The sequence below is a fragment of the Roseomonas chloroacetimidivorans genome, from assembly GCF_049629625.1.
Lineage (GTDB): Bacteria > Pseudomonadota > Alphaproteobacteria > Acetobacterales > Acetobacteraceae > Roseomonas > Roseomonas chloroacetimidivorans.
Genome location: NZ_JBNBZS010000011.1, coordinates 86,097 through 104,786 on the forward strand (window position 1 = coordinate 86,097; position 18,690 = coordinate 104,786).

Consider the following 18,690-nt stretch of genomic DNA (forward strand, 5'->3'; position numbering starts at 1 on the left):
TCTCCTTAGGCCTGTTTCGCGGGCGATATCCGCGATGGGCTGTCAGGGTATGCCCCTCACGGCCTGCATCCCCCACTGCGATCGCACGTTCACAGAATGTGGACCGGCCGGAGGTCGACAAGGAAAGAGCCATGCCCGCTGATGCCGGAGCGCCCTCGGACCAAGGCCTCATCGAGGTTCCCCTGCGCTGCGTCACCTTCGTGAGCGAGGGCCTCATCGGCGGCACGGCGGCGGATTGGGCCGCCGAGATCGAGGACATCCTCATCCACTCCCGACGCTGGAACAAGGGGGTGAACGTAACGGGTGCGCTGATGCTGACCGACCGGCATTTCGCACAGGTGCTGGAAGGCCCGGCCCCCTGCATCATCCTGACCCTGGACCGGATACGCCGGGATCCGCGCCACCGCATCCTACGCATCGAGGAGCGGCCCCTGGGGACACGCCGCTTCGGGGACTGGTCGATGGCTTATCTGGGGCGGCGGCGCGGTGAGGTTTCGGTCCTCACCCACTCCCGGCCCTTCTTCCGGAACGCTCCGGCCGTCGGCCCCGTGCTGCTGATGATGCAGTATCTGCTCGGGCGATGCCCGATGAACTGAGCCCATCCGCCTGCCCCGTTCCGCGGTGCGCCCCGCGGCTTGCATAGGGCAGCCCGCCATGATCCATTCCCGCCTTCCACTCTGATATCCGGACGGAAGCCCAGGCCCGAATGCAACTCCTGAAAGCCCGCGCCACACCCGGCGCGAGCCTGCCCATGGGCATTCTGCTGTTGGTGTTGCCGATCATCGCGGTGGGACAGTTCCGTGGGATCGCCCTTGCGGCCACCATTGGCTTCATCCTCGCGATCACGGGTTACTGGCGGGCGCATCACCGGCTTCCGCTGCCGCCGCTTGGCCGGACGCTCGCGCTGGCGCTGCTGCCGCTTCTCTGGTGCCTGGTGTCGGCCACCTGGTCCATAGAACCGGGGCGGGCCATCAGCACCGCCCTGACGGTCGGCGGCTTCGTGTTGCTCGGAGCCATGACCGCGCAGGCCGTGGCCGAGGAACCGCCGGAGCGGATCAACCGGATGCTGCGCCTGCTAGCCTGGGGGCTCGGCATCGGCATCGTCCTGGCCTTCGCCGACCACGTCACCGGGAACGCCCTCCGCGCCGCCATGCGCGGGCTACGCGAGGCACCGCCCACACTCTATTATGGACTGAAGCCCGCCGTCTCCACGATTGCCCTGCTCCTGCCGCTGGCCTGCAGCCTGCGACAGATGCCGCGCGCCGTGCGGATCGGATTGGCGCTGGCCGGGTTGCTCACCGCGCTCGTGCTCCATGCGGAAGCCGCGAAGATCGCGGTCGTGCTGGGCCTTCTCGTGATGGCTGGGGCGATGTGGCTCGGCCCCTGGCTTGCGCGTGGGATCGGGCTAGCCCTCGCCGCCATCTTCATCTCGGCGCCGTTGCTGTTCGGTGCGATCCTGCCCCAACTTCCGCTGGAACGCCTTCCGCCCACCGCCGCGCACCGCGTGCTGATCTGGGACTTCGTGCTGACACGGATCGCGGAGCGGCCGGTGCTCGGCTGGGGCGGGGAAGCCAGCCGCACCATTCCCGGCGGCCGCGACCACTTCGATACGGCGACGCTCGACCGCTTTGGCCTGACCTCCGACTTCTCGCGCGCCTGGTTTGGACAGGCGAGCCGCCTGCCCCTGCACCCCCATAACGCGCCGCTTCAGGTCTGGCTGGAGCTGGGCGGGGTGGGCGCCGTGCTGGCCGCGCTGCTCATTGCCCGGCTGGGCTGGCTGGCCGCGGCCAGTGGCCCCGCCGCCGCTGGCACTCTGGCCGCGGCCGCGACGGTCGGCATGCTGAGCTACGGCATCTGGCAGGAGTGGTGGATCGGGCTGCTGCTGGTGCTGGTGGTCACCTTTACCGGGGCGAACCGGGTGGCGGCGGTGCCGAAGGACGCGGTGTCGAAGGACTGAGCCCCAGCAGCGCCAGGTAGCGCGGCAGCACCGCATCCCACTGAAAATCGGCCTGTACCCGGCATGCGGCGGCCTCCCCGAGGCGGCGGCGGAGCGCGGGGTCATCGAGCAGGCGGGCGAGCGCGGCCGAGACCTGCGCCGGATCGGCGCCGTCACAGACCAAGCCGGTCTCGCCGTCGGCCACCGCCTCCGCGGAGCCGCCATCCCTTCCGGCCAGGGCTGGGAGGCCGTACCAGGCTGCCTCCAGATAAACGAGGCCGAAGCCCTCCACCGAGTTGCCCTCCCGCCGGACTGGCATGACCAACAGGTCCGCGCCGGCATAGAGGGCGGCCTTCAAGCCATCCGGTACGCGGCCGAGGAAATGGATCCGCTCCTCCACGCCCGTCTCCCGCGCCAGAGTGCGCAGGCGGGGCAGGTCGCCGCCTCCCCCAGCCACGACGTAGCGAAGGCCGGGATGACGGGCGATCATGGCGGGCAAGGCACGGATCACAGCATCAATGCCCTTGCGCGGCTCGATCCGCGCAAGGGTGAGCAGCAGCGGCCCCTCCCCGCCGCGGAGGCGAGCCACTTCGGCCTGCGCCTGCGGATCCGGCGCGGGTTGCTGCGCGACCGGGGGGTGTATGACCTCCAGGGCAGGCCCCTGCTCCTTGAGGAAGGGCCGCGCGAGCGCCGCGGTGAAGGCGGAGTTGGCGGCCACCGCATCCGCCTTGCCCAGCGCCGACCCGATCCGCCGGCCCTTGCGGGCCGAGGCATCGGCGGGGAATTCCATGCCATGCGCCAGGACGATGGTCGGCACGCCCGGGCGCGGCAGGAGTTCCAGGCTCTTCCAGCTATCGGCGATCACGCCCTCAATCGGCAGGCGGGCCAGGGCGTGCCGTGCTGCCATGGCCTTCCAGAGCCGGCGTAGAGGACGCGGCCCGCCAAAGCGGCGGAGCTGCAGGCCGGAGGGCCATGCCGGCTCGGACAGGCCCTTCCCACGAATATGGTCGGCCAGGACCAGCACGTCCCGGCCATGAACGGCCAGTTGCCGGGCCAGATCGCCCATCAGGTTTTCAATCCCGCCCGGATCAGGGGGGAAATTCTGGGTCAGCAGCAGGATCACGGGGCGTCGGACCGGAACTTGTCATGCCTTCCGGGCGGCAGGCCCGTGGGGCAGCCGGTCAGGACCGGAGCGGGAAAGCGGCTCACGCCGGCATCGGCAGTGGCAGCAAGGCCCGCGCGGCCTCCAGCGCCTGATCGACACCCAGCCCCGCCATGGTGCTGTCCGGTGCGACCACCGCCTGCGCTGCCTGCCCGACCGGCGCGTATTCGCGGGCCGGGGTGGGCCCGAACAGCCCCAGCGTGGGCGCCCCCGTGGCGGCAGAGAGATGCATCAGCCCGGAATCGTTGCCGACAAAAAGCCGGACGCGCGCCAGCAACGCCGCTGCCTCCGGCAGGGTCAGTCGCCCGATCAGGTCCAGCGCATCCGGCAGGGCCTGCACCACCGGCGCGGCCATGGCGCGCTCCGCCTCGCCCGGCCCGCCCAGCAGCACGGGGCGCGCGCCTTCCAGCGGACCGCCCGGGGCGGTAAGGCCCTGTGCCAGGGCTACGAAGCGCTCGGCCGGCCAAATCTTGCCGGACCAGTTTGCCGTGGGACCAAGGGCCAGGATCGGTCGGTCGTCTCCGAGCAGGGCGGCGATCCGCGCCTTGTCCTCCGGCGCGAACCAGGCGACGGGGCTGGGCGGCGGATCGAGCCGTAGCACCTCGGCGATCTGGGCGATCCGGTGCCCGCCACGCCACCCGCCGCGCATCACCGCCCGCCGCCGCGCCGGCACCAGCCAGGCCAGCGCCGAGCCGCGCAGATCCACCACCAGATCCCAGAAGGTCGTCGCCACCTCGGCCCAGAGCTGCACCCAATGCAGGGATCCGCGGCGCTTGGTGACGACGATGGTCCGCTCCCGCCCGGGCATGCGGGCGAAGACGCCTTCCGCCACCGGGCCGCAGGCCACCGTAATCCGCGCCCCCGGATGGGTGCGCAGCAGGTGGTCCAGCAGGCCGGTGGAGAGCACGGCGTCGCCGATCCGCGTGGAGGTGACAAAGAGGATCCGCATGGGCGGCGCTATGTAGCACGCCCGGGCCGGGAGAGGGCCAGATATGGCTGGTCCGTCCCGCCCGCTTGCAGGAAAGTGCCGGGCATCCGATTTGCCCTTCATGCCAAGCGCCCCCCTTCCCGATCGCGGCCTCGTGGAGGTCTCCGGCCCCGACCGGGCGACCTTCCTCCAGGGCCTCGTCTCCAACGATATGATCGCCCTGCAGGAGGGCATGAGCTGGGCCGCCCTGCTTTCCCCGCAGGGAAAGTGGCTCACCGATTTCCTGGCCTTCGAGGCCCCGGCGATCGCAGCGGACGCCATCCTGCTGGATTGCCCCCGTGCCGACGCGCCGATGCTGGTGGAGCGCCTCTCCCGCTTCCGGCTGCGCTCCAAGGTCACACTGGCGGACCGCTCCGCCGAGGTGCCGGTCGGCGCCGTCTGGGGGGAGGAACCGCCCATGGCCTCCCTCGCGCGCCGCGACCCACGCCTGGCCGAGGCCGGATGGCGGGTTTACGGCACCGCGCTGGGCGGCGACCCGACGGATTACGACCGCCACCGGCTGGAGCTCGGCCTGCCCGATGGCGTGCGGGACCTGGATCGGGACAAGACGGTGCTGCTGGAAGCCGGCTTCGACGAGTTGCACGGCATCGCCTGGGAAAAGGGCTGCTACATGGGCCAGGAGCTGACGGCCCGCACCCGCTATCGTGGCCTGCTCAAGCGCCGGCTGATTCCCGTGACGGTGGAAGGCCCGGTACCGCCGCGCGACACGCCGGTCACCCGTGACGGCACGCAGGTCGGGGAGATGCGGTCGGGGCGGGACGGGCTTGGCCTCGCCCTGCTGCGGCTGGAGGCGGTGCAGGCGCCGGCGCTGATCTGTGGCGAGGCGGTGCTGCGCCCGCGTATCCCCGCCTGGATGCGGCTGCCCACCCCGGCCTGACCTCTGGCGCCCTGGCCGCACTCCGCGCAGGATCGCGGCCCACTGTGCCGGAGGACCCGCCATGACTGCCGCTAACCCTTCCAGGGTCCTCATCGCCCGCCGCGTGCCGGAGGCAGTCGCGGCCCGCGCGGTCGCGGAATTCGGGGCGATTCTGGCCGATCATGACATGGATGCGGAGGAAGCCCTGCGCGTGACGGCGGAGCAGGGCATCGCCGCGTTGGTGACGGGCGGAAAGGTGCGTATCACCGCGGCCCATGCCGCGAAGCTGCCGCCCGGGCTGAAGATCATCGCCAACACCAGCGTCGGCCACGACCATATGGATGCGGCGGCCTGCAAGGCGGCGGGCGTCATCGTGACCAACACGCCAGATGTGCTGACGGACTGCACGGCGGACCTCGCTTTCATGCTCCTGCTCAACGCCTGCCGCCGGGCCCATGAATACGACGCGATCATGCGCGCCGGCTGGCGCCAGCCCTTCGGCATGCCCGACAATCTCGGCATGCAGCCGAGCGGAAAGACGCTCGGCATTGTCGGCATGGGGCGGATCGGCCGGGCGATGGCGCAGCGTGCGCGCGGCTTCGGCATGCGCATTCTCTACAACAACCGCAGGCGGCTGCCGCCGGAGCTGGAGGAAGGCGCGGAATATGTGCCGGATCTGAGCGCCATGCTGCCGCGCTGCCAGATCCTCTCCCTCCACCTGCCGGGTGGCGAGGCGGGCACGCTGATGACGCGCGAGACCTTCGCGCTGCTGCCCCGCGGCGCCGTCTTCGTGAACACCGCGCGCGGGTCCCTGGTGGATGAGGATGCGCTGATCGAGGCGCTGCAATCCGGCCAGCTCTTCGCCGCCGGGCTCGACGTGTTCCGCAAGGAGCCGGATTTCGACCTGCGGCTGGCGGAACTGCCTAATGTCTTCCTGACGCCCCATGTTGCCAGCGCAACGGTGGAGACGCGTAACGCGATGGGCTTCCGCGCGCTGGACAATGTCGCGGCCGTGCTGGCCGGGAAGCCACCGATCGATCCGGTGTAGAAAGGCTGGGGCGGGGACGCTTTCTCCCCGCCCCCAGCCGTTCAGCGCGGGCGGCGCATGCCCCAGGCGCGCGGCGGCGGCTTCGGCCCCATTACCTCGTCGATCTCGGCCCGCGCCTGATTCACGAGATCAATCAGGAGCTTGGATCCGTTAGCCGGCTTCACCTCGCGGGGCCGGCCGAAGCGCGCAGGGGGATGGATCACCACGGAACAGGTGCCGTTGCCACGCTCCTCGATCTCAAGGACGTGCTGCCGGTAATCCCGGGTTGAAACAATCGTCAGTCGGGCCATGCCGGTGGCTACCGCAAGACGGGCGCCACCGGAAGCCTCGTTTGGTGTTAGGCGGCAACGCGGTCGACGCGTGGCAGTCCGGCGAAGCGCGGTCCAGTCTCCAGACCCGCCACCTCGCGCGCGATCTTGCGGCGGACAGCACGGTCGAACGCCTCAAATCCCTCGGCCACCACCAGGAAGGAGCCGGGGCCGCCGATCACCTCGTCCCGGTAATACTCCTCCAGCGCCGCCGCCCCGTTCCCGGGGCTAGGCGAGCGGTCGAGCACCGCGAGGCCGTTCATGATGATCCCGTTCTCGATCATCTTCGCCCGCACGCCTTCCAGCCGCCGGCCGGAGTTGTTCATGCCGTCGCCGGAGATGTCGAGCACGCGCCGCGTGCCCTCATAGGGGCTGCGGTCGTAGCGCCGCATCGCATGCTCCATCGCACCGGAAATGGAGGTATAGCTCCAGGTGCGGCGCGGAGCGGCGTCGATGGCGGCAGCGAAGCGCTCCGCACCGGCCTCGCTGTCGATCCGCATCCAGGGGACCAGGTCCTCCTGGCTGTCGGCATCCGACCAGGTGAAGAGGGTGCAGCCGATAGCGCCGATTTCACCGCCCATGATGGATCGGATCACATCGGGATCGCGGAAGGCGGACGCATAGCCGCGCATCTGCGTCTCGTGCTCCTCAGCATCGATGGAACGGCTGACGTCCACCGCGAGGATCAGTTCGACATCCACGGGCTCGGGCGAAGCAGCCCGGGCCTTCCGGATGATGGTCGGGGCGCAGAGCACCCCAGCGCCCGCAAGGCGCAGAAGTTGACGTCTTTGCATCGGTCCCGTCCTGCAGGATGGGCCGTGGCCGGCCTTTGTTGCCCGCCTTGGGGACGGGTGCCCCCGCTACAAGAGCGGGATTTTGTGCACCGCAACATATGTTGGGTAGTTATCGGTTTCCACCCCCGGCAGCCGCGAATCGGCCATGCATTCACCGGGCAATGAAAGGCGGAGTGGGCTACTGGCTACACTGGATGCACTTGTTGCGACCAACGGAATACACACGGGCCGGTTGCATTTCGCCGCCGCATTTCGCGGAGACTGAGCCTCGCCCGTACTCCGGACGTCAGAAGCCCGCAACGTCCTGGAGGCTCCAATCACGCCCTCGTTGCTTCCTGCGGAAGCCCTGGCGCACCGGTTCCGTGCTGGCACGCTCTCCCCTGTCGAGGTCGCCCACGCCTGCCTTGCTCGCATCGCGCGGCTGAACCCCGATCTGAGCGCCATGGTGGCGCTGGATGAGGCGGGCGCACCGGAGCCGCGCGGCAAAGATGGGGCGCTGGGAGCCGTGATCGCCCCGGTCGCCGGAGATGGCCGCATTTTTGTATCGGGTGGTGCCGCCCACCAGGGAACCGCCGGGCGGCGGGCCGGTGGCAGTAATCGCGGCTTCCAGGGAATTGGCCTGATGCGTATCGGAATTATCGGCAGCGGCGTGGCCGGGTCGCTCCTGGCCGAAGGGCTGCTCGGCGCGCCAGGACTGGACGTGACGGTGTTCGAGCGGGTGGGGGTTGGCGAGCATGCAGAGGCCGGCACCGGCCTGAATCTTGGCCCCAACGCGCTGAAGGCGCTGCGCCTGCACAACCCCGCCCGCCATGCGGCGCTGCGCGCGGCCTCCCTTCCCTGGCGCCGCTGGTTCGTGGATCTGGCGGACGGAACGCGCCTGTTGGACCTCGACATGCTGGAGGTGGCGGAGGAGCCGGGCGTCCGCATCCGCTGGTCCGAACTCTACCGCCTGTTGCGCGAGCCTCTGATTCCGGTGACGCGCCATGGCCACGCGCTGGAGGCGCTGGAGGAGGATGCCACCGGCCGGCTCGTGCCCGTTTTCCGCACCCCGGACGGGGAAATGCGGCGGGAGGGCGGCTTCGACCTGCTGGTAGGCGCCGATGGCCGGTACAGCCGCCTGCGCGCCCTGACCGCCGGGGAGCCGGAGTCGGAGCAGATCGGCGTCTGCATCTGGCGCCTGCTGGTGTCGGATGGCGGCTGCCCCTTCGAGGATTACGGGCAGTGGTTCGAGGGCAGCAGCCGTCTCCTCGCCTTCCCGGTGCCGGGAGGCGCTGTCTACATCGCCGGCGCCTTCCGCCTGGAGGGAGACGGAGCCATCCCGGCGGAGGCCCGCACCCCCGCCTTTCAGCGCGCGCTCTTCACCCCCGCCCGGGTCGCGCCCAGCCCGGCGGTGGCCTGGATGCTGGACCGGATCGAGGCGGGTTTTGACGACATCCACTGGGCGCGCATGCAGGCAGCTCCGGTGCTGCGCCATGCCGCCGGCGGGCGGGCGCTGTTCCTGGGCGATGCCGCGCAAGCCATGGTTCCCACCCTCGGCCAGGGTGCGACCCAGGCGGTGGAGGATGGGGTGATCGCCGCCGACACCCTGCGCGCGGGCGGCGATGCGGCGGCGGTGGCGGCGCGGCGGGATGCCCGCGTCGCCTTCGTCCGCGACCTCTCCCTACAGTCCAGCGACACCATCCTCGGGGCCGACCCGGTGGAGGGAACGCGGAAAAAAGGGAGGGAACCTTTCCTCACCGCCTTGCGCCGCCTCTACACTGAGGTACCGGGGCTGGCGCACCCGCATGGGTAGCGGCCGCCCGGTCTGGACTAACAGGCCGGGTCGGAGATAGCCGGGGTGGCGAGGAGCTGATCGCGCGCAGGCTTTCCATCCCTGCCGCGCCCAGTCTCTCATGCGTAGGTCTCAACGGGGTCGGACATGATAACGCTGGTCGTATCGAATGCGCATGATGCCCCGGACCACCTGTTGGAACAGGCCGCCAACTACCATTGGGCGTTCCGGGGAAACCTGGTGCAGCTGGTCAATATCAACGCCAACACCCAGGAGCGCTTCTGGAAGGAAGCCCAGCGCGACCAGGTGGACTTCACCTCAGTGCCCAGCCTCCGCTTTCTTCCCGAGCCGATCGGCACGGAATGGGGGCGCATCTTCCATGCCTTCCTTGGCGGCATCGGCTTCGCCCTGCGCTCCGGCATCGCCTTCGACTACGTCTATTTCCACACGGCCTCCGACCTGCTGCTGAAGCAGGGGATCGACGCCTATCTGCCGAATTACGACCTGGGCTTCGGCAAATCCCATGCGATGAAGCAGGACATGTCGGCGTCCCAGGCTTCCATCAGCGACTTCTGGAGCGACGCCGTGACCGGCAACCCCCGCTACATGCGGTTCATCCGGTCGCTCGGGCAGGACGCGTCCTACAAGGCGCGGGCGGAGGGCTGCTTCTTCTCGCGGCAGGTGTTCTTCGAAATGATCTTCCCGCTCATGCTGACCACGAGCTGCGAGGATCTTGCCTCCATGCCCCAGCCCTACCCGCATGAGGAATTCGAACTGGCCAGCCTGGTCGAGGCTTATTGCCGGGGGCGGCAGGTCCGGCGCTGCCCGAATGTCGTCGTAACCGCGAAGCGGGAATCGCAGCTCGCCACCACGGAGGATATCGACGCCATCATCGCCACGCCGGATCGCTGGGGCATCAAGCGCTTCCCGATCGGGCAGAATGACGGGACGCGCCTCTATGTCCGGCAGATCATGGAGCGATCGGTGGAAGGCTAAATTCAGGCCCGTCCTGTCCGCAGCCGCCAAAGCTCGGCGGCGATGGCGAAGTCCTCCTCCCAGTCCACATCCACGGTCCGGTCCTTGGGAATGGCATGGAGCAGTGGCCGTTCGCCAATGCGGTCCCCCCGGGCGCGGTAGGTGCCTGCATCGGCGATGAAGATCGCGCTATTGACCTCATAGAGCGGCGGGAGCGTTTGCGTGCGCGGCCATTTCTCCACGGTCCGGTCGTAGTTCACCGGCCCCGTCTCATTCCAGATGAAGGTCCGCAGCGCCGTCACGCCCATCAGGCTGTCATGCGTGCCTGCCGCCCGGGCGGCACGATAGGCCGCGATGGCCTCCGCGTAATCCACGGCGCCGAAGAAGGGGCTGGTCACATGGGTCCAGACCACGTCGCCTTCAGGGATCACCTCCGGCACATAGGCGATGATCTCGTCGGTGGAGGTGCTGGCGGAGCAGAGGTGGTCCGGCCGCCGGTCGATGCTCAGCCGGCCCCGCGAGCGCGCCACATAGGGCTCGGCGATTGCCTCCACCGCCGGATCATTGGTGGAGAGCAGGATCAGGTCCAGGGCGTGGCAGGCCAGGAGCTGGTCCAGCTTGATGCCCAGCAGCCCGTCGGGCCGGTCCGCGAAGGGGCGCGTGTTCTTCTGCGGCACGCGCTGGCTGCCGGCGCGGCAGGGAAGGAAGGCAGTGACGGGCATCGGGGGTCCGGGTTCAGCTCTCGAGAAGGGCGGGCAGGCCCCGCAGGTCGCGGATAACGGGAAAGCCATGGCGCGCAGCCAGGTCGCGCATCCGCGTCTTGGCCGTGGAGAAGTACTCGGCATAGGCGAAGCGGGCGCCCACCGCATCCGCGGCGTTCAGATCAGCCTCCGCATCCCCGACGAACCAGACATCCCCGAGCGGCAGGGAACAACCCAGCTCCGCCGCTACCAGGCGCAGATTCTCAGGCTTCGTGGCTGGGGAGCCATGGATGCTCCGGAAGTAGCCAGCCAGCCCGCGCTCGGCGAGGACCTCCCGCAGCTCCGCCCCGTCGGAGCCCGACACGACGAAGAGCGGCAGCCCGCGCGCCGCAAGCCCGTCCAGCACCGCCCGCATGCCCGGCGTCGTGGGGCAGCGCAGGTATCGCCCGCGCAGCCGCCGCGCATAGGCTTCGACCAGCGCATCCCGATCCGCTTCCGGCCGGAATCGCAGATCCGGCCAGCCCAGGAAGGCCTCGAAAAGCCGGTAGCGGGACATGCCGAAATTCGCGACCTGGAAGCGCGAGAAGCGGGCGATATCCTCGGGATGGAAGGCCTTCTCCGCCAACGCTTCCCGGAAGACGGCAGCCTTGAGACGATTGGAGACGAGGAGCACGCCATCGCAGTCGAAGACGATGGCGGCCGTGCGCGCTGCGCCCATGACCGTAGTGCCGGGCTCAGGCGACCTCCGCGATGAGGCCGTGGATGGAGCGCTGCGCAACCCGGTAGCGGGTCGGCGTCAGGCTGGAGAGTTCGGCGCCGCCCGGATGCGCCGCGAAGGCATCCAGCACGGCCTGCACCTCGCGGGAGAGTTCCTGCTCGGCTGCGGAGGCCATGTCATAGCCATCGAAGCCGACCAGGAAGCAGCGCCGCCCGCCCAACCCCAGGGCGGCACCGAGGGCAAGGGCAAGTGGACTGCTGTCAGAGACCGGGCCGAGCTGCCCCTCCTCCCTGGGAAAGGGCTCCGCCTGGACCACGGGGATGGACAGCCCCTCCGGCAGGCAACCTGGCACGCGGGGTGGCGCGGGGACGACGACCGCCGCCACCCGCTCCAGCGCCGCTGCAGGGGCGCGGAAGGCGTCATGGCCGGGAAGACACAGAAGCTGGCGGCCACCGATCCGACCAGCGAGATCCAAGTGGCGCGAGGAGGAGAAGATTACCACCGGATCAATCCGCGCGACGAGGCGGGTGATGGCTTCCACATGCCGCCGCACCGTGGAGCCGCCGCCGATCAGCAGCATGTCGCCGGCCTCAAGACCCAGGGTGGACACATCCGGCCAGGAGGCGCGGTCCACCTCCTGCCCGCCCTGGCGCTGCAGGGCCTGGACGATGGACATGACGGAGTATCGATTCTTCGCCAGCCAATCCATCACGTCCTTCTGCGGCAAGTTATTCGCGCCGGAGATCATGTAGGGCAGGCTGGTGCCCCAGCCCTGCTCGCGCTGCATCGCCTCCAAGGGCGCGACGACGGCCGAGAGCGCCTGATGGTCCAGCGGGGCGTTCAGCCCCTCCCGCGCCATCTGGATCAGGATGGTCTCGGTGCGCGCATTGCCGGCGCCGCGGCCCATGCCGGTGAAGGTGCCATCCACGACATCCGCCCCGGCCTCAATGGCCGCGAGGGTATTGGCGAAGGCCAGACACATATTATCGTGCCCGTGAAAGCCGATGGTGAAACCCGGCATCCGCGCCCGCAACTCGGTAAAGAGGCGCGTCACCTCCTTTGGCGTCACGCCGCCATAGGAATCCACCAATGAGAGAGCGTCATAAGCGTCCGGGCTGCTGGTCGCGAGGCTGATCTGGCCGAGATCGTCCTTGAAGGTGGAGAGATACATCACGTTGAAGCCGACCTGCAGGCCGAGTCTCTTCAGTTCCCGCGCCTGGGCGAGACCGCGGGGCAGCTGGGAGGGCGCGCAGGCGATGCGAACCATGTCCACTATGCCGACCAGACCGCCGAAAAGGGCCTGCACGCGCTCCGGCTCAATCGCCTTGGCGTCGATCATGACCAGCAACTTCTGGTCCGGGCGCAGCCTTGCCCGCAGAGCCTTCAGCTTGTCGGCAGTCAGAAAGAAGTATTCGCCATAATATCCGGGCAAACGGTCATTGACGTAGCCGACCTCCACATGGTCGATCGGCAGGCGCGCCACGCTGTCCATATAGATATCGGCAAGACGCGGCTCAAAATCCCAGGATGTGTAGTAACCGCCATCACGGAACGTGCAGTCCAGGACCTGAACCATCGACCAGCCTCTCTCGCCCCAAACTTACCGGGCTTCGAGGTCGGAAACTATCGATGCGCCCTTGGTCCATCAAGGAAAAGGGAACGCCATGCCTCGAGCACAGCAGCAAGCCCTGCCGCAAGGGTGATGCCGCATGGGGGATTCTCCCCGCGCGGCATTCCGCCTCAGGGAACCGCATCCAGTACGCTTGGGTGGAACAGCTCCTCCGGCGCGATCTCCTTTGACGCCAACCCGTCGGCCACGGCGAAGCGGATCATGGCCGCCACTTCGTCCCGGTTGCGGCGGAAGCCATAGGGCCAGGGATCGCCGCCCATGAGCTTTGTCTGCTTTTCCGCCTCTGCCGCGATCCAGGGCAGAGAGGCGCGGAGCACATTCACCATGGACAGATCGGCCACAGCCATGGCGCGCGCCCGGGCGAAGGCGCGGAACAGCTCCAGCGGAAGCCAGGGATGCGCCGCCGCCAGTTCCTTCCGCAGCGCGACGCAGTGCATGATCGGGAAGAAGCCGGTGGCACCGAAATACGCCTCCTCCTCGCTCCGGTAATCCGGATAGAGCCGGTCCACAGGCGCGGAGCGAGCAAGGAAGCAGGAAGGCGGGCGCGGCCCGACCACGCCGTCGATCTCGCCAGCGGCCAACAACCCGTTCAGCGTCTCCGTCGGGCCGATCGGCGTCACATTCAGCTCGGGCGGCAGCTTCAGCGCCACGCGCTCGCCCAGCCCCGCCTCCTCCATGCCGCCCGTGCGCCAGGCGATGCCGCGCGTATCAACGCCGTAATACTCGCGCAGGATGCCACGGACCCAGAGCGCCGCGGTCTGCTGGTACTCCGGCAGGCCGATCCGCTTCCCCGCCAGATCCTTCGCGGTCTGGATGCCGCGATCTGTCCGCACATAGATCGCCGCATGCCGGAAGGAGCGGGAGGGAAAGACGGGGATGCCGATATAGGGCGCATCTCCCCGCGCCGTGGTGACGATATGGCTGCCCATGGAGAGCTCCGTCACGTCGAAGGCACGGTCGCGCAGCGCGCGGCGGAAGATGTCCTCCGGTTCCCCCGGCAGCACGGTGAGGGTGACGCCTGCCACCTCCACCCGCCCGTCCAGAATGGGGCGCGTGCGGTCGGAGGTGGTGCAGGCGAGGGTCAGGCGAAGATTCTCGGGCAAGGCACTCATTCCATCGCGGCGGCAAGGTTATCGGGGGTGAAGGGCATGGCGCGCGGGCGGATGCCAAGCGCGGCATGGATGCCGCCCGCAATGGCGGCGATGGTCGGGCCGAGGGAGGGCTCCCCCGCCCCCAGGGGCGGCGCGTCCGGAGGGCCGATCAACCGAACCTCCACCGCCGGCACCTCGGAGAAGCGCAGCACGGGATAGGCATCCCAGGAATCACTGGTGATGTTCAACCGGTCGAAATGCACGGCCTCCTTCAGCGCGATGGAGGTCGCCTGAATCGCGCCGCCCTCGATCTGGTTGATCACCCCATCCGGGTTGATCGCCTCGCCCACATCGGCGGCGATCCAGAGATGGCGCACCCGCACCAGCTCGGCCGCCTCCACCTCCGCGGCCACGGCGCACCAGCCGCCACTGTTCTTGTAGCGCGCCACGGCAATACCGGTGCCGACACCCTCCTCGGCGGACTGGCGTGGCCAGCTGCACATCGCCGCCGCCTCGCGCAGCACGGCGGCAGCGCGCGGGTGGTCCTCCAGATGGCGCAGGCGGAAGGCGACGGGATCCTGGCCACTGCGCTCCGCCAGCTCATCCATCACGGATTCCGTCGCCCAGACATTCAGCAGCGCTCCCAGCCCACGCAGCGCGGAACTGCGGATGGGCATTTCGAGCAGCCGGTGCATGGAGACATCCAGCGAGGGCACGCGATAGCTCGGCACGGCATTGCGCTGCCCGCCCCCGCCGCCCGCGAGCGGCGCATCGATCGCGACGGGCAGGTTGAAGGGCGGATCGAGATAGGCCGCCGAAAGCAGCGTCGGGTCCTTCGCACGCCCGGGCCGGGAGGAATGCCCATTGCCGCGCGCCGCCATTCGCCAGCGGCAGAGCATTCCCTCTGCATCCACCGCCGCCTCTACCTCCGCCAGACCGGCGGGAGAGTGCGGTGACCAGGCCAGTTCCTCCGCCCGGCTCCAGAGCACGCGAACAGGCCGGCCTGGATGCGCACGGGCAACCAGCACGGCATCCAGCGCCACGTCGTCGGCGCCGTTATGCCCGTAGCAGCCGGCGCCCTCCATATGGCGCACCATGATCCGCTCCGCCGGCAGGCCGAGCACGATCACGAGATCCGCACGCAGGTTGTAAATGCCTTGGCTGTGCGTCCACACCTCCACAGCCTCGTCCTGCCAGCGCGCTACAGCGCAGGAGGTGCCGATCGAGCCATGCGCGAGGAAGGGCCGGAAGAAACGAGCGGAAACGCTGTGCACACCCGGTGGCGCGGGCTCGTCATGCCGCGCCACCTCGCTGCGCTGCGCCGGCGTTGCTTCCAGCCATGCGAGGAGATCGTTCTCGTCAGGCAGGGCTTCGCGCCTCTCCCATTGCGCGCGGGCGGTGACGCGGGCTGCGCCCGCCTCGGCGGCCCATTCCTCCGAGGCGACGACGGCAAGGACACTGCCTTCCCGGAACACCGCCGCATCACCAGGCAGCGGTCCCTCGCGCAGCGCGAGCAGCCTTGCGGCACGGGCCGGCGGGCGCACCATCCGGGCATGCAGCATGCCCGGCAGCCGCATATCATGCAGATAGCGCGGCAGGCCGAAAACCTTGTCGGGCAAGTCCAGCCGCGCGGCGGAGTGGCCAACCACCCGGCGCGCCGTGGCCGCTTTCGGCGGCACGTCGCCGCGCGCCTCGACCTCCAGCGGCACTTCCTCGGCCTGCGCCCAGTAGGAACCGATCGCGACGCCATCCGCCCGGACGAAGACGCCATCCTCCACCCGCAGGGCCTCTGCCGCCACACCGGCCCGCTGCGCGGCCAAAGCGAGATGAATGGCCCGCGCTTCGGCGCAGGCATGGCGGATCGCCACGCCGCTTTCCTGGATGGAAAGACTGCCCGATGTCACACCCTCATTCGGGCTGCCCGGGGTGGAGGCCGCCTGCATGCGGACGCGCTCCGGTGCCACGTCCAGCTCATCCGCGGCGATCTGGGCCAGGGCGGTCAGGATGCCCTGGCCGATCTCCACCTTGCCCGGCGTGATGGTCACATGCCCATCGGTCGAAAACTGCAGCCAGCGGGACAGGCGCGGTTCCGCGCGCAGGCTGCCCGGCAGGTCCGGGGCATTTCCCCCCTGCCCCATGGGAAAGCCGAATGCGAGGTTCACGCTGGCACGCCTTCGCGCATGGTCCGCGCCGCCCGCAGCACCGCACGGATGATGCGGTTATGGGCTCCGCAGCGGCAGAGATGCGGCTCCAGCGCCACGCGCACAACAGCCTCGTCCGGATCGGGGTTCCGCGCCAGCAGCGCCGCCGCGCTGACCAGGATGCCGGAAAGGCAGTAGCCGCATTGGCCGGCCTGCTCCGCCAGGAAAGCGGCCTGAAGAGGATGCGGCGCCTCCGGTGTTCCTAAACCTTCGACCGTGCCGACGGCGTGTCCCGCCGCCGCCTCTGCCGGCAGGGTGCAGGAGGGCTGCGGCGTGCCATCCAGCGTCACATAGCAGCAGCCGCAGGCCTCCTGCCCGCAGCCGAAACGCGGCCCACTCAGCCCGAGCGGCCCGCGCAGCGCCTGCAGCAGCGTCATGCCTTCCGGCACATCCAGCGTCGCGGATGCGCCATTCAGGGTGAAGGCGACCTCCACCTAGTTCACCTCAATCCGCGCCATGCGGACGTAGTTGCGCTGCGTTTCCACATCCTTGCGCAGGAACGCGTCGAATTGCGCCACCGACATGGGCATGGGCTGTGCCCCCTGCTTCGCCATGGCCTCCTTCGTCTGGGCCCGGGCCAGCCATTCGTTGACCGCACCGTTCAGCTTCTCGATCACCGGGCGTGGCACCTGCGCCGGCACCATCAGCCCGAGCCAGATCGAAGCCTCATAGCCTGGAAGCCCGGCTTCCGCGACGGTCGGAAGCTCCGGCAGCAACGGATCGCGCTGCGGCCCGGTGGTGGCCAGCGCCTTCGCCCGGCCACCTGCCACATGCGGCTGCATGGTCGGGATGGCATCGAACATCATCGGCACCGTGCCGGATATCAGCGCCGTCCGCGCCTCGCCGGAGGAGCGGAAGGGAATGTGCTGGATCTGGATGCCGGCCATGGCGCGGAACACCTCACCCGCGATGTGATAGGGCGTGCCAGGGCCCGAGGAGGCGTAGTCGATCACTCCCGGATTGGCCTTCGCCTTCGCAATCAGCTCCGCCACGCTGTTCACGCCAAGCGAGGGATGCACGGCCAGCACGTGATGCGCGACATTCACCGCCGCCGCAGCAGCAAGATCCCGCATCAGCACATAGGGGCGGTTCGCGATCAGCGTCTCGTTCGCCGTATGCGTGTTGGACATCATGAGGATCGTATAGCCATCCGGTGCCGACTTCGCGGCCACGTCGGTACCGATCACCGCGCCGGCTCCCGGCCGGTTCTCCACCACGAAGGGCTGGCCAAGGCTGTGCGACAGCGCTTCCGCCACGTTGCGCGCCGCAATATCCGCCGAGCCGCCGGCGCCGAAGGGGACGATGATCCGCACCGGCCGGTTCGGCCAGCCGGCCTCCTGCGCGAGGGCGGGCATGGCCAGCGCGCCGGCAGCCAGCGTTCCGAAACCGCGCCGCGTGATGGTGTTCTTCATCTTCCGTTTCCTCCTGCGCCGCCCGGGCCGTTAATCGACTTTTCCGATCCGCTGCACGGCGCGGACGAGGCGGGCGCTGTCCTCGCGGAAGAAGCGCTCGAACTCGGCGCCATCCTGGTAGGCGATGGGGCTTCCGGCGGTGTCGAGCGCCCGCTTCAGCCCCTCGTCGTGCTCACAGACCTGGCGAAGCGCCTGGCGCAGCCGGCCCTGCACCGCTGCCGGCGTGGCCGCCGGCAGGAAGACGCCCGCCCAGATGTAGAATTCCACATCCTGATAGCCGAGCTCAAAAAAGGTCGGCACATCCTCGAAGCCCTTGAGGCGCTCGCGTCCCCAGCTCGCCAGGGCCCGCAGCCGGCCCTCCTTCACATGGACCGCCGCCGGTCCAGGACCGGAGGCCAGGGCCTCGATCTGGCCGGACAGCAGGGCCGTCAGCGCCGGGCCGCCACCCTGGAAAGGAACATGCAGCAGGTCGAGATCGGCGGCCCCGGTGAACATGGCCATCGCGACATGCAGCGTGGAGTAGTTCCCTGCGGAGCCATAGGAGATGGCACCCGGCCGCTTCTTCGCGTCGGCGACGAAATCCTGCACCGTCCGCCAGGGCGCGTTGGCCGGCACCACGAGGACGGTCGGGTCGGCGTTGATGCGCGCGACCGGGGCAAGCTGGTCCACCGTATAGGCCGGCGTGCGGCCCTGGATGCGCTCGCTTTCCGGAAGCATGGCGAGTGAGGAGAGCGCCATCAGTGCCGTGTAGCCATCCGGTGCCGCGCGCGCCACGCTGGCGGTTCCGACAATGCCGCCCGCACCGGGGCGGTTCACCACGGGAACGGCCTGGTTGAACACCCGCTCCAGCGCTGCGGCCACGGGGCGCGCGGTGACATCGGCCTGCCCGCCCGGCGGGAAGGCGACGACCATCTGGACCGGCCGCGTGGGCCAGTTCTCCTGCGCCTGCACGGCCGCAGGAACGAACCCGGCAGCACCCATGGCCGCCAACAGCTCACGACGAAGCAGCACGAACTTCCTCCTGCGGGCGACCAGTCACCCGCCTTTCCGAACGTTCGGGGAGGGCGGTCTTTTGCCGACCCTTCATCCCCTTAAGCTG

The 18,690-nt window shown here is 69.3% G+C and carries 18 protein-coding genes; 6 read left to right on the plus strand and 12 right to left on the minus strand.

Translation table 11 applies throughout. The features are described 5' to 3' along the window. Positions 1–131 precede the first annotated feature (131 nt). A complete protein-coding gene (locus ACO1BU_RS10225) occupies positions 132–596 on the plus strand; it encodes a BLUF domain-containing protein (protein WP_424135834.1) in 465 nt (154 codons plus the stop codon). A 110-nt stretch (positions 597–706) separates the two neighbouring features. Next, on the plus strand, positions 707–1,957 hold the full coding sequence (locus ACO1BU_RS10230; RefSeq protein WP_424135835.1) for an O-antigen ligase family protein: 1,251 nt from the start codon (positions 707–709) through the stop codon (positions 1,955–1,957). Here ACO1BU_RS10230 and ACO1BU_RS10235 read toward each other — a convergent pair. Both ACO1BU_RS10235 and ACO1BU_RS10240 read right to left on the minus strand, forming a co-directional pair. Next, on the minus strand, positions 1,902–3,059 hold the full coding sequence (locus ACO1BU_RS10235) for a glycosyltransferase family 4 protein (RefSeq protein WP_424135836.1): 1,158 nt from the start codon (positions 3,057–3,059) through the stop codon (positions 1,902–1,904). The genes ACO1BU_RS10230 and ACO1BU_RS10235 overlap by 56 nt on opposite strands. 82 nt (positions 3,060–3,141) lie before the next feature. Further along, positions 3,142–4,047: a glycosyltransferase family 9 protein gene (locus ACO1BU_RS10240; RefSeq protein WP_424135837.1), complete on the minus strand. Its 906-nt coding sequence runs from the start codon at positions 4,045–4,047 to the stop codon at positions 3,142–3,144. A 100-nt stretch (positions 4,048–4,147) separates the two neighbouring features. Between ACO1BU_RS10240 and ygfZ the strand changes: the two genes are divergently transcribed. Together ygfZ and ACO1BU_RS10250 are read left to right on the plus strand one after the other, a co-directional pair. Then, entirely contained in the window at positions 4,148–4,963 is an 816-nt protein-coding gene (ygfZ, locus tag ACO1BU_RS10245) for a CAF17-like 4Fe-4S cluster assembly/insertion protein YgfZ (RefSeq protein ID WP_424135838.1), read from the plus strand. A gap of 61 nt (positions 4,964–5,024) precedes the next feature. Beyond that, a complete protein-coding gene (locus tag ACO1BU_RS10250) occupies positions 5,025–5,990 on the plus strand; it encodes a 2-hydroxyacid dehydrogenase (protein ID WP_424135839.1) in 966 nt (321 codons plus the stop codon). 41 nt (positions 5,991–6,031) lie between these two features. Here ACO1BU_RS10250 and ACO1BU_RS10255 read toward each other — a convergent pair whose 3' ends face one another. Then, positions 6,032–6,280 (minus strand): hypothetical protein, encoded by a 249-nt coding sequence (locus ACO1BU_RS10255; protein ID WP_424135840.1) that lies wholly within the window; start codon positions 6,278–6,280, stop codon positions 6,032–6,034. A 47-nt stretch (positions 6,281–6,327) separates the two neighbouring features. Then, complete coding sequence (locus tag ACO1BU_RS10260; protein WP_424135841.1) at positions 6,328–7,092, minus strand: DUF1194 domain-containing protein; 765 nt, start codon at positions 7,090–7,092, stop codon at positions 6,328–6,330. A 328-nt stretch (positions 7,093–7,420) separates the two neighbouring features. Here ACO1BU_RS10260 and ACO1BU_RS10265 point away from each other — a divergent pair, with 328 nt between their 5' ends. Continuing rightward, positions 7,421–8,884: an FAD-dependent monooxygenase gene (locus ACO1BU_RS10265; RefSeq protein WP_424135842.1), complete on the plus strand. Its 1,464-nt coding sequence runs from the start codon at positions 7,421–7,423 to the stop codon at positions 8,882–8,884. A 126-nt stretch (positions 8,885–9,010) separates the two neighbouring features. Next, on the plus strand, positions 9,011–9,859 hold the full coding sequence (locus tag ACO1BU_RS10270; protein ID WP_424135843.1) for a hypothetical protein: 849 nt from the start codon (positions 9,011–9,013) through the stop codon (positions 9,857–9,859). 2 nt (positions 9,860–9,861) lie between these two features. Here the strand turns inward: ACO1BU_RS10270 and ACO1BU_RS10275 are convergent, their stop codons facing one another. The 8 genes from ACO1BU_RS10275 to ACO1BU_RS10310 all read right to left on the minus strand — a co-directional run bounded on the left by ACO1BU_RS10275 (position 9,862) and on the right by ACO1BU_RS10310 (position 18,602). Then, the gene (locus ACO1BU_RS10275; RefSeq protein WP_424135844.1) at positions 9,862–10,560 is read right to left on the minus strand and encodes an acylneuraminate cytidylyltransferase family protein; all 699 of its coding nucleotides are present in this window, start codon (positions 10,558–10,560) and stop codon (positions 9,862–9,864) included. Between the two features lie 13 nt (positions 10,561–10,573). Further along, complete coding sequence (locus ACO1BU_RS10280; RefSeq protein ID WP_424135845.1) at positions 10,574–11,257, minus strand: HAD family hydrolase; 684 nt, start codon at positions 11,255–11,257, stop codon at positions 10,574–10,576. Between the two features lie 16 nt (positions 11,258–11,273). Then, positions 11,274–12,833, minus strand: a complete 1,560-nt coding sequence (locus tag ACO1BU_RS10285; protein ID WP_424135846.1) for a beta/alpha barrel domain-containing protein — start codon at positions 12,831–12,833, stop codon at positions 11,274–11,276. 164 nt (positions 12,834–12,997) lie between these two features. Then, positions 12,998–13,990 carry a substrate-binding domain-containing protein gene (locus tag ACO1BU_RS10290; RefSeq protein ID WP_424135847.1) on the minus strand — a complete coding sequence of 331 codons (993 nt, stop codon included), beginning with the start codon at positions 13,988–13,990 and terminating at the stop codon, positions 12,998–13,000. A 5-nt stretch (positions 13,991–13,995) separates the two neighbouring features. Next, positions 13,996–16,140 carry a molybdopterin cofactor-binding domain-containing protein gene (locus ACO1BU_RS10295; RefSeq protein WP_424135848.1) on the minus strand — a complete coding sequence of 715 codons (2,145 nt, stop codon included), beginning with the start codon at positions 16,138–16,140 and terminating at the stop codon, positions 13,996–13,998. After that, on the minus strand, positions 16,137–16,613 hold the full coding sequence (locus ACO1BU_RS10300; protein WP_424135849.1) for a (2Fe-2S)-binding protein: 477 nt from the start codon (positions 16,611–16,613) through the stop codon (positions 16,137–16,139). The genes ACO1BU_RS10295 and ACO1BU_RS10300 overlap by 4 nt, the downstream gene beginning before the upstream one ends. Beyond that, entirely contained in the window at positions 16,614–17,591 is a 978-nt protein-coding gene (locus tag ACO1BU_RS10305) for a tripartite tricarboxylate transporter substrate binding protein (RefSeq protein WP_424135850.1), read from the minus strand. A gap of 30 nt (positions 17,592–17,621) precedes the next feature. Next, positions 17,622–18,602, minus strand: a complete 981-nt coding sequence (locus ACO1BU_RS10310; protein WP_424135851.1) for a tripartite tricarboxylate transporter substrate binding protein — start codon at positions 18,600–18,602, stop codon at positions 17,622–17,624. Positions 18,603–18,690: the final 88 nt, after the last annotated feature.

Coding starts and splice junctions, on each gene's coding strand:
- ACO1BU_RS10225 (WP_424135834.1), top strand. CDS start 132: ATGCCCGCTGATGCCGGAGCGCCCTCGGACCAAGGCCTCATCGAGGTT.
- ACO1BU_RS10230 (WP_424135835.1), top strand. CDS start 707: ATGCAACTCCTGAAAGCCCGCGCCACACCCGGCGCGAGCCTGCCCATG.
- ACO1BU_RS10240 (WP_424135837.1), bottom strand. CDS start 4,047: ATGCGGATCCTCTTTGTCACCTCCACGCGGATCGGCGACGCCGTGCTC.
- ygfZ (WP_424135838.1), top strand. CDS start 4,148: ATGCCAAGCGCCCCCCTTCCCGATCGCGGCCTCGTGGAGGTCTCCGGC.
- ACO1BU_RS10250 (WP_424135839.1), top strand. CDS start 5,025: ATGACTGCCGCTAACCCTTCCAGGGTCCTCATCGCCCGCCGCGTGCCG.
- ACO1BU_RS10255 (WP_424135840.1), bottom strand. CDS start 6,280: ATGGCCCGACTGACGATTGTTTCAACCCGGGATTACCGGCAGCACGTC.
- ACO1BU_RS10260 (WP_424135841.1), bottom strand. CDS start 7,092: ATGCAAAGACGTCAACTTCTGCGCCTTGCGGGCGCTGGGGTGCTCTGC.
- ACO1BU_RS10270 (WP_424135843.1), top strand. CDS start 9,011: ATGATAACGCTGGTCGTATCGAATGCGCATGATGCCCCGGACCACCTG.
- ACO1BU_RS10275 (WP_424135844.1), bottom strand. CDS start 10,560: ATGCCCGTCACTGCCTTCCTTCCCTGCCGCGCCGGCAGCCAGCGCGTG.
- ACO1BU_RS10280 (WP_424135845.1), bottom strand. CDS start 11,257: ATGGGCGCAGCGCGCACGGCCGCCATCGTCTTCGACTGCGATGGCGTG.
- ACO1BU_RS10285 (WP_424135846.1), bottom strand. CDS start 12,833: ATGGTTCAGGTCCTGGACTGCACGTTCCGTGATGGCGGTTACTACACA.
- ACO1BU_RS10305 (WP_424135850.1), bottom strand. CDS start 17,591: ATGAAGAACACCATCACGCGGCGCGGTTTCGGAACGCTGGCTGCCGGC.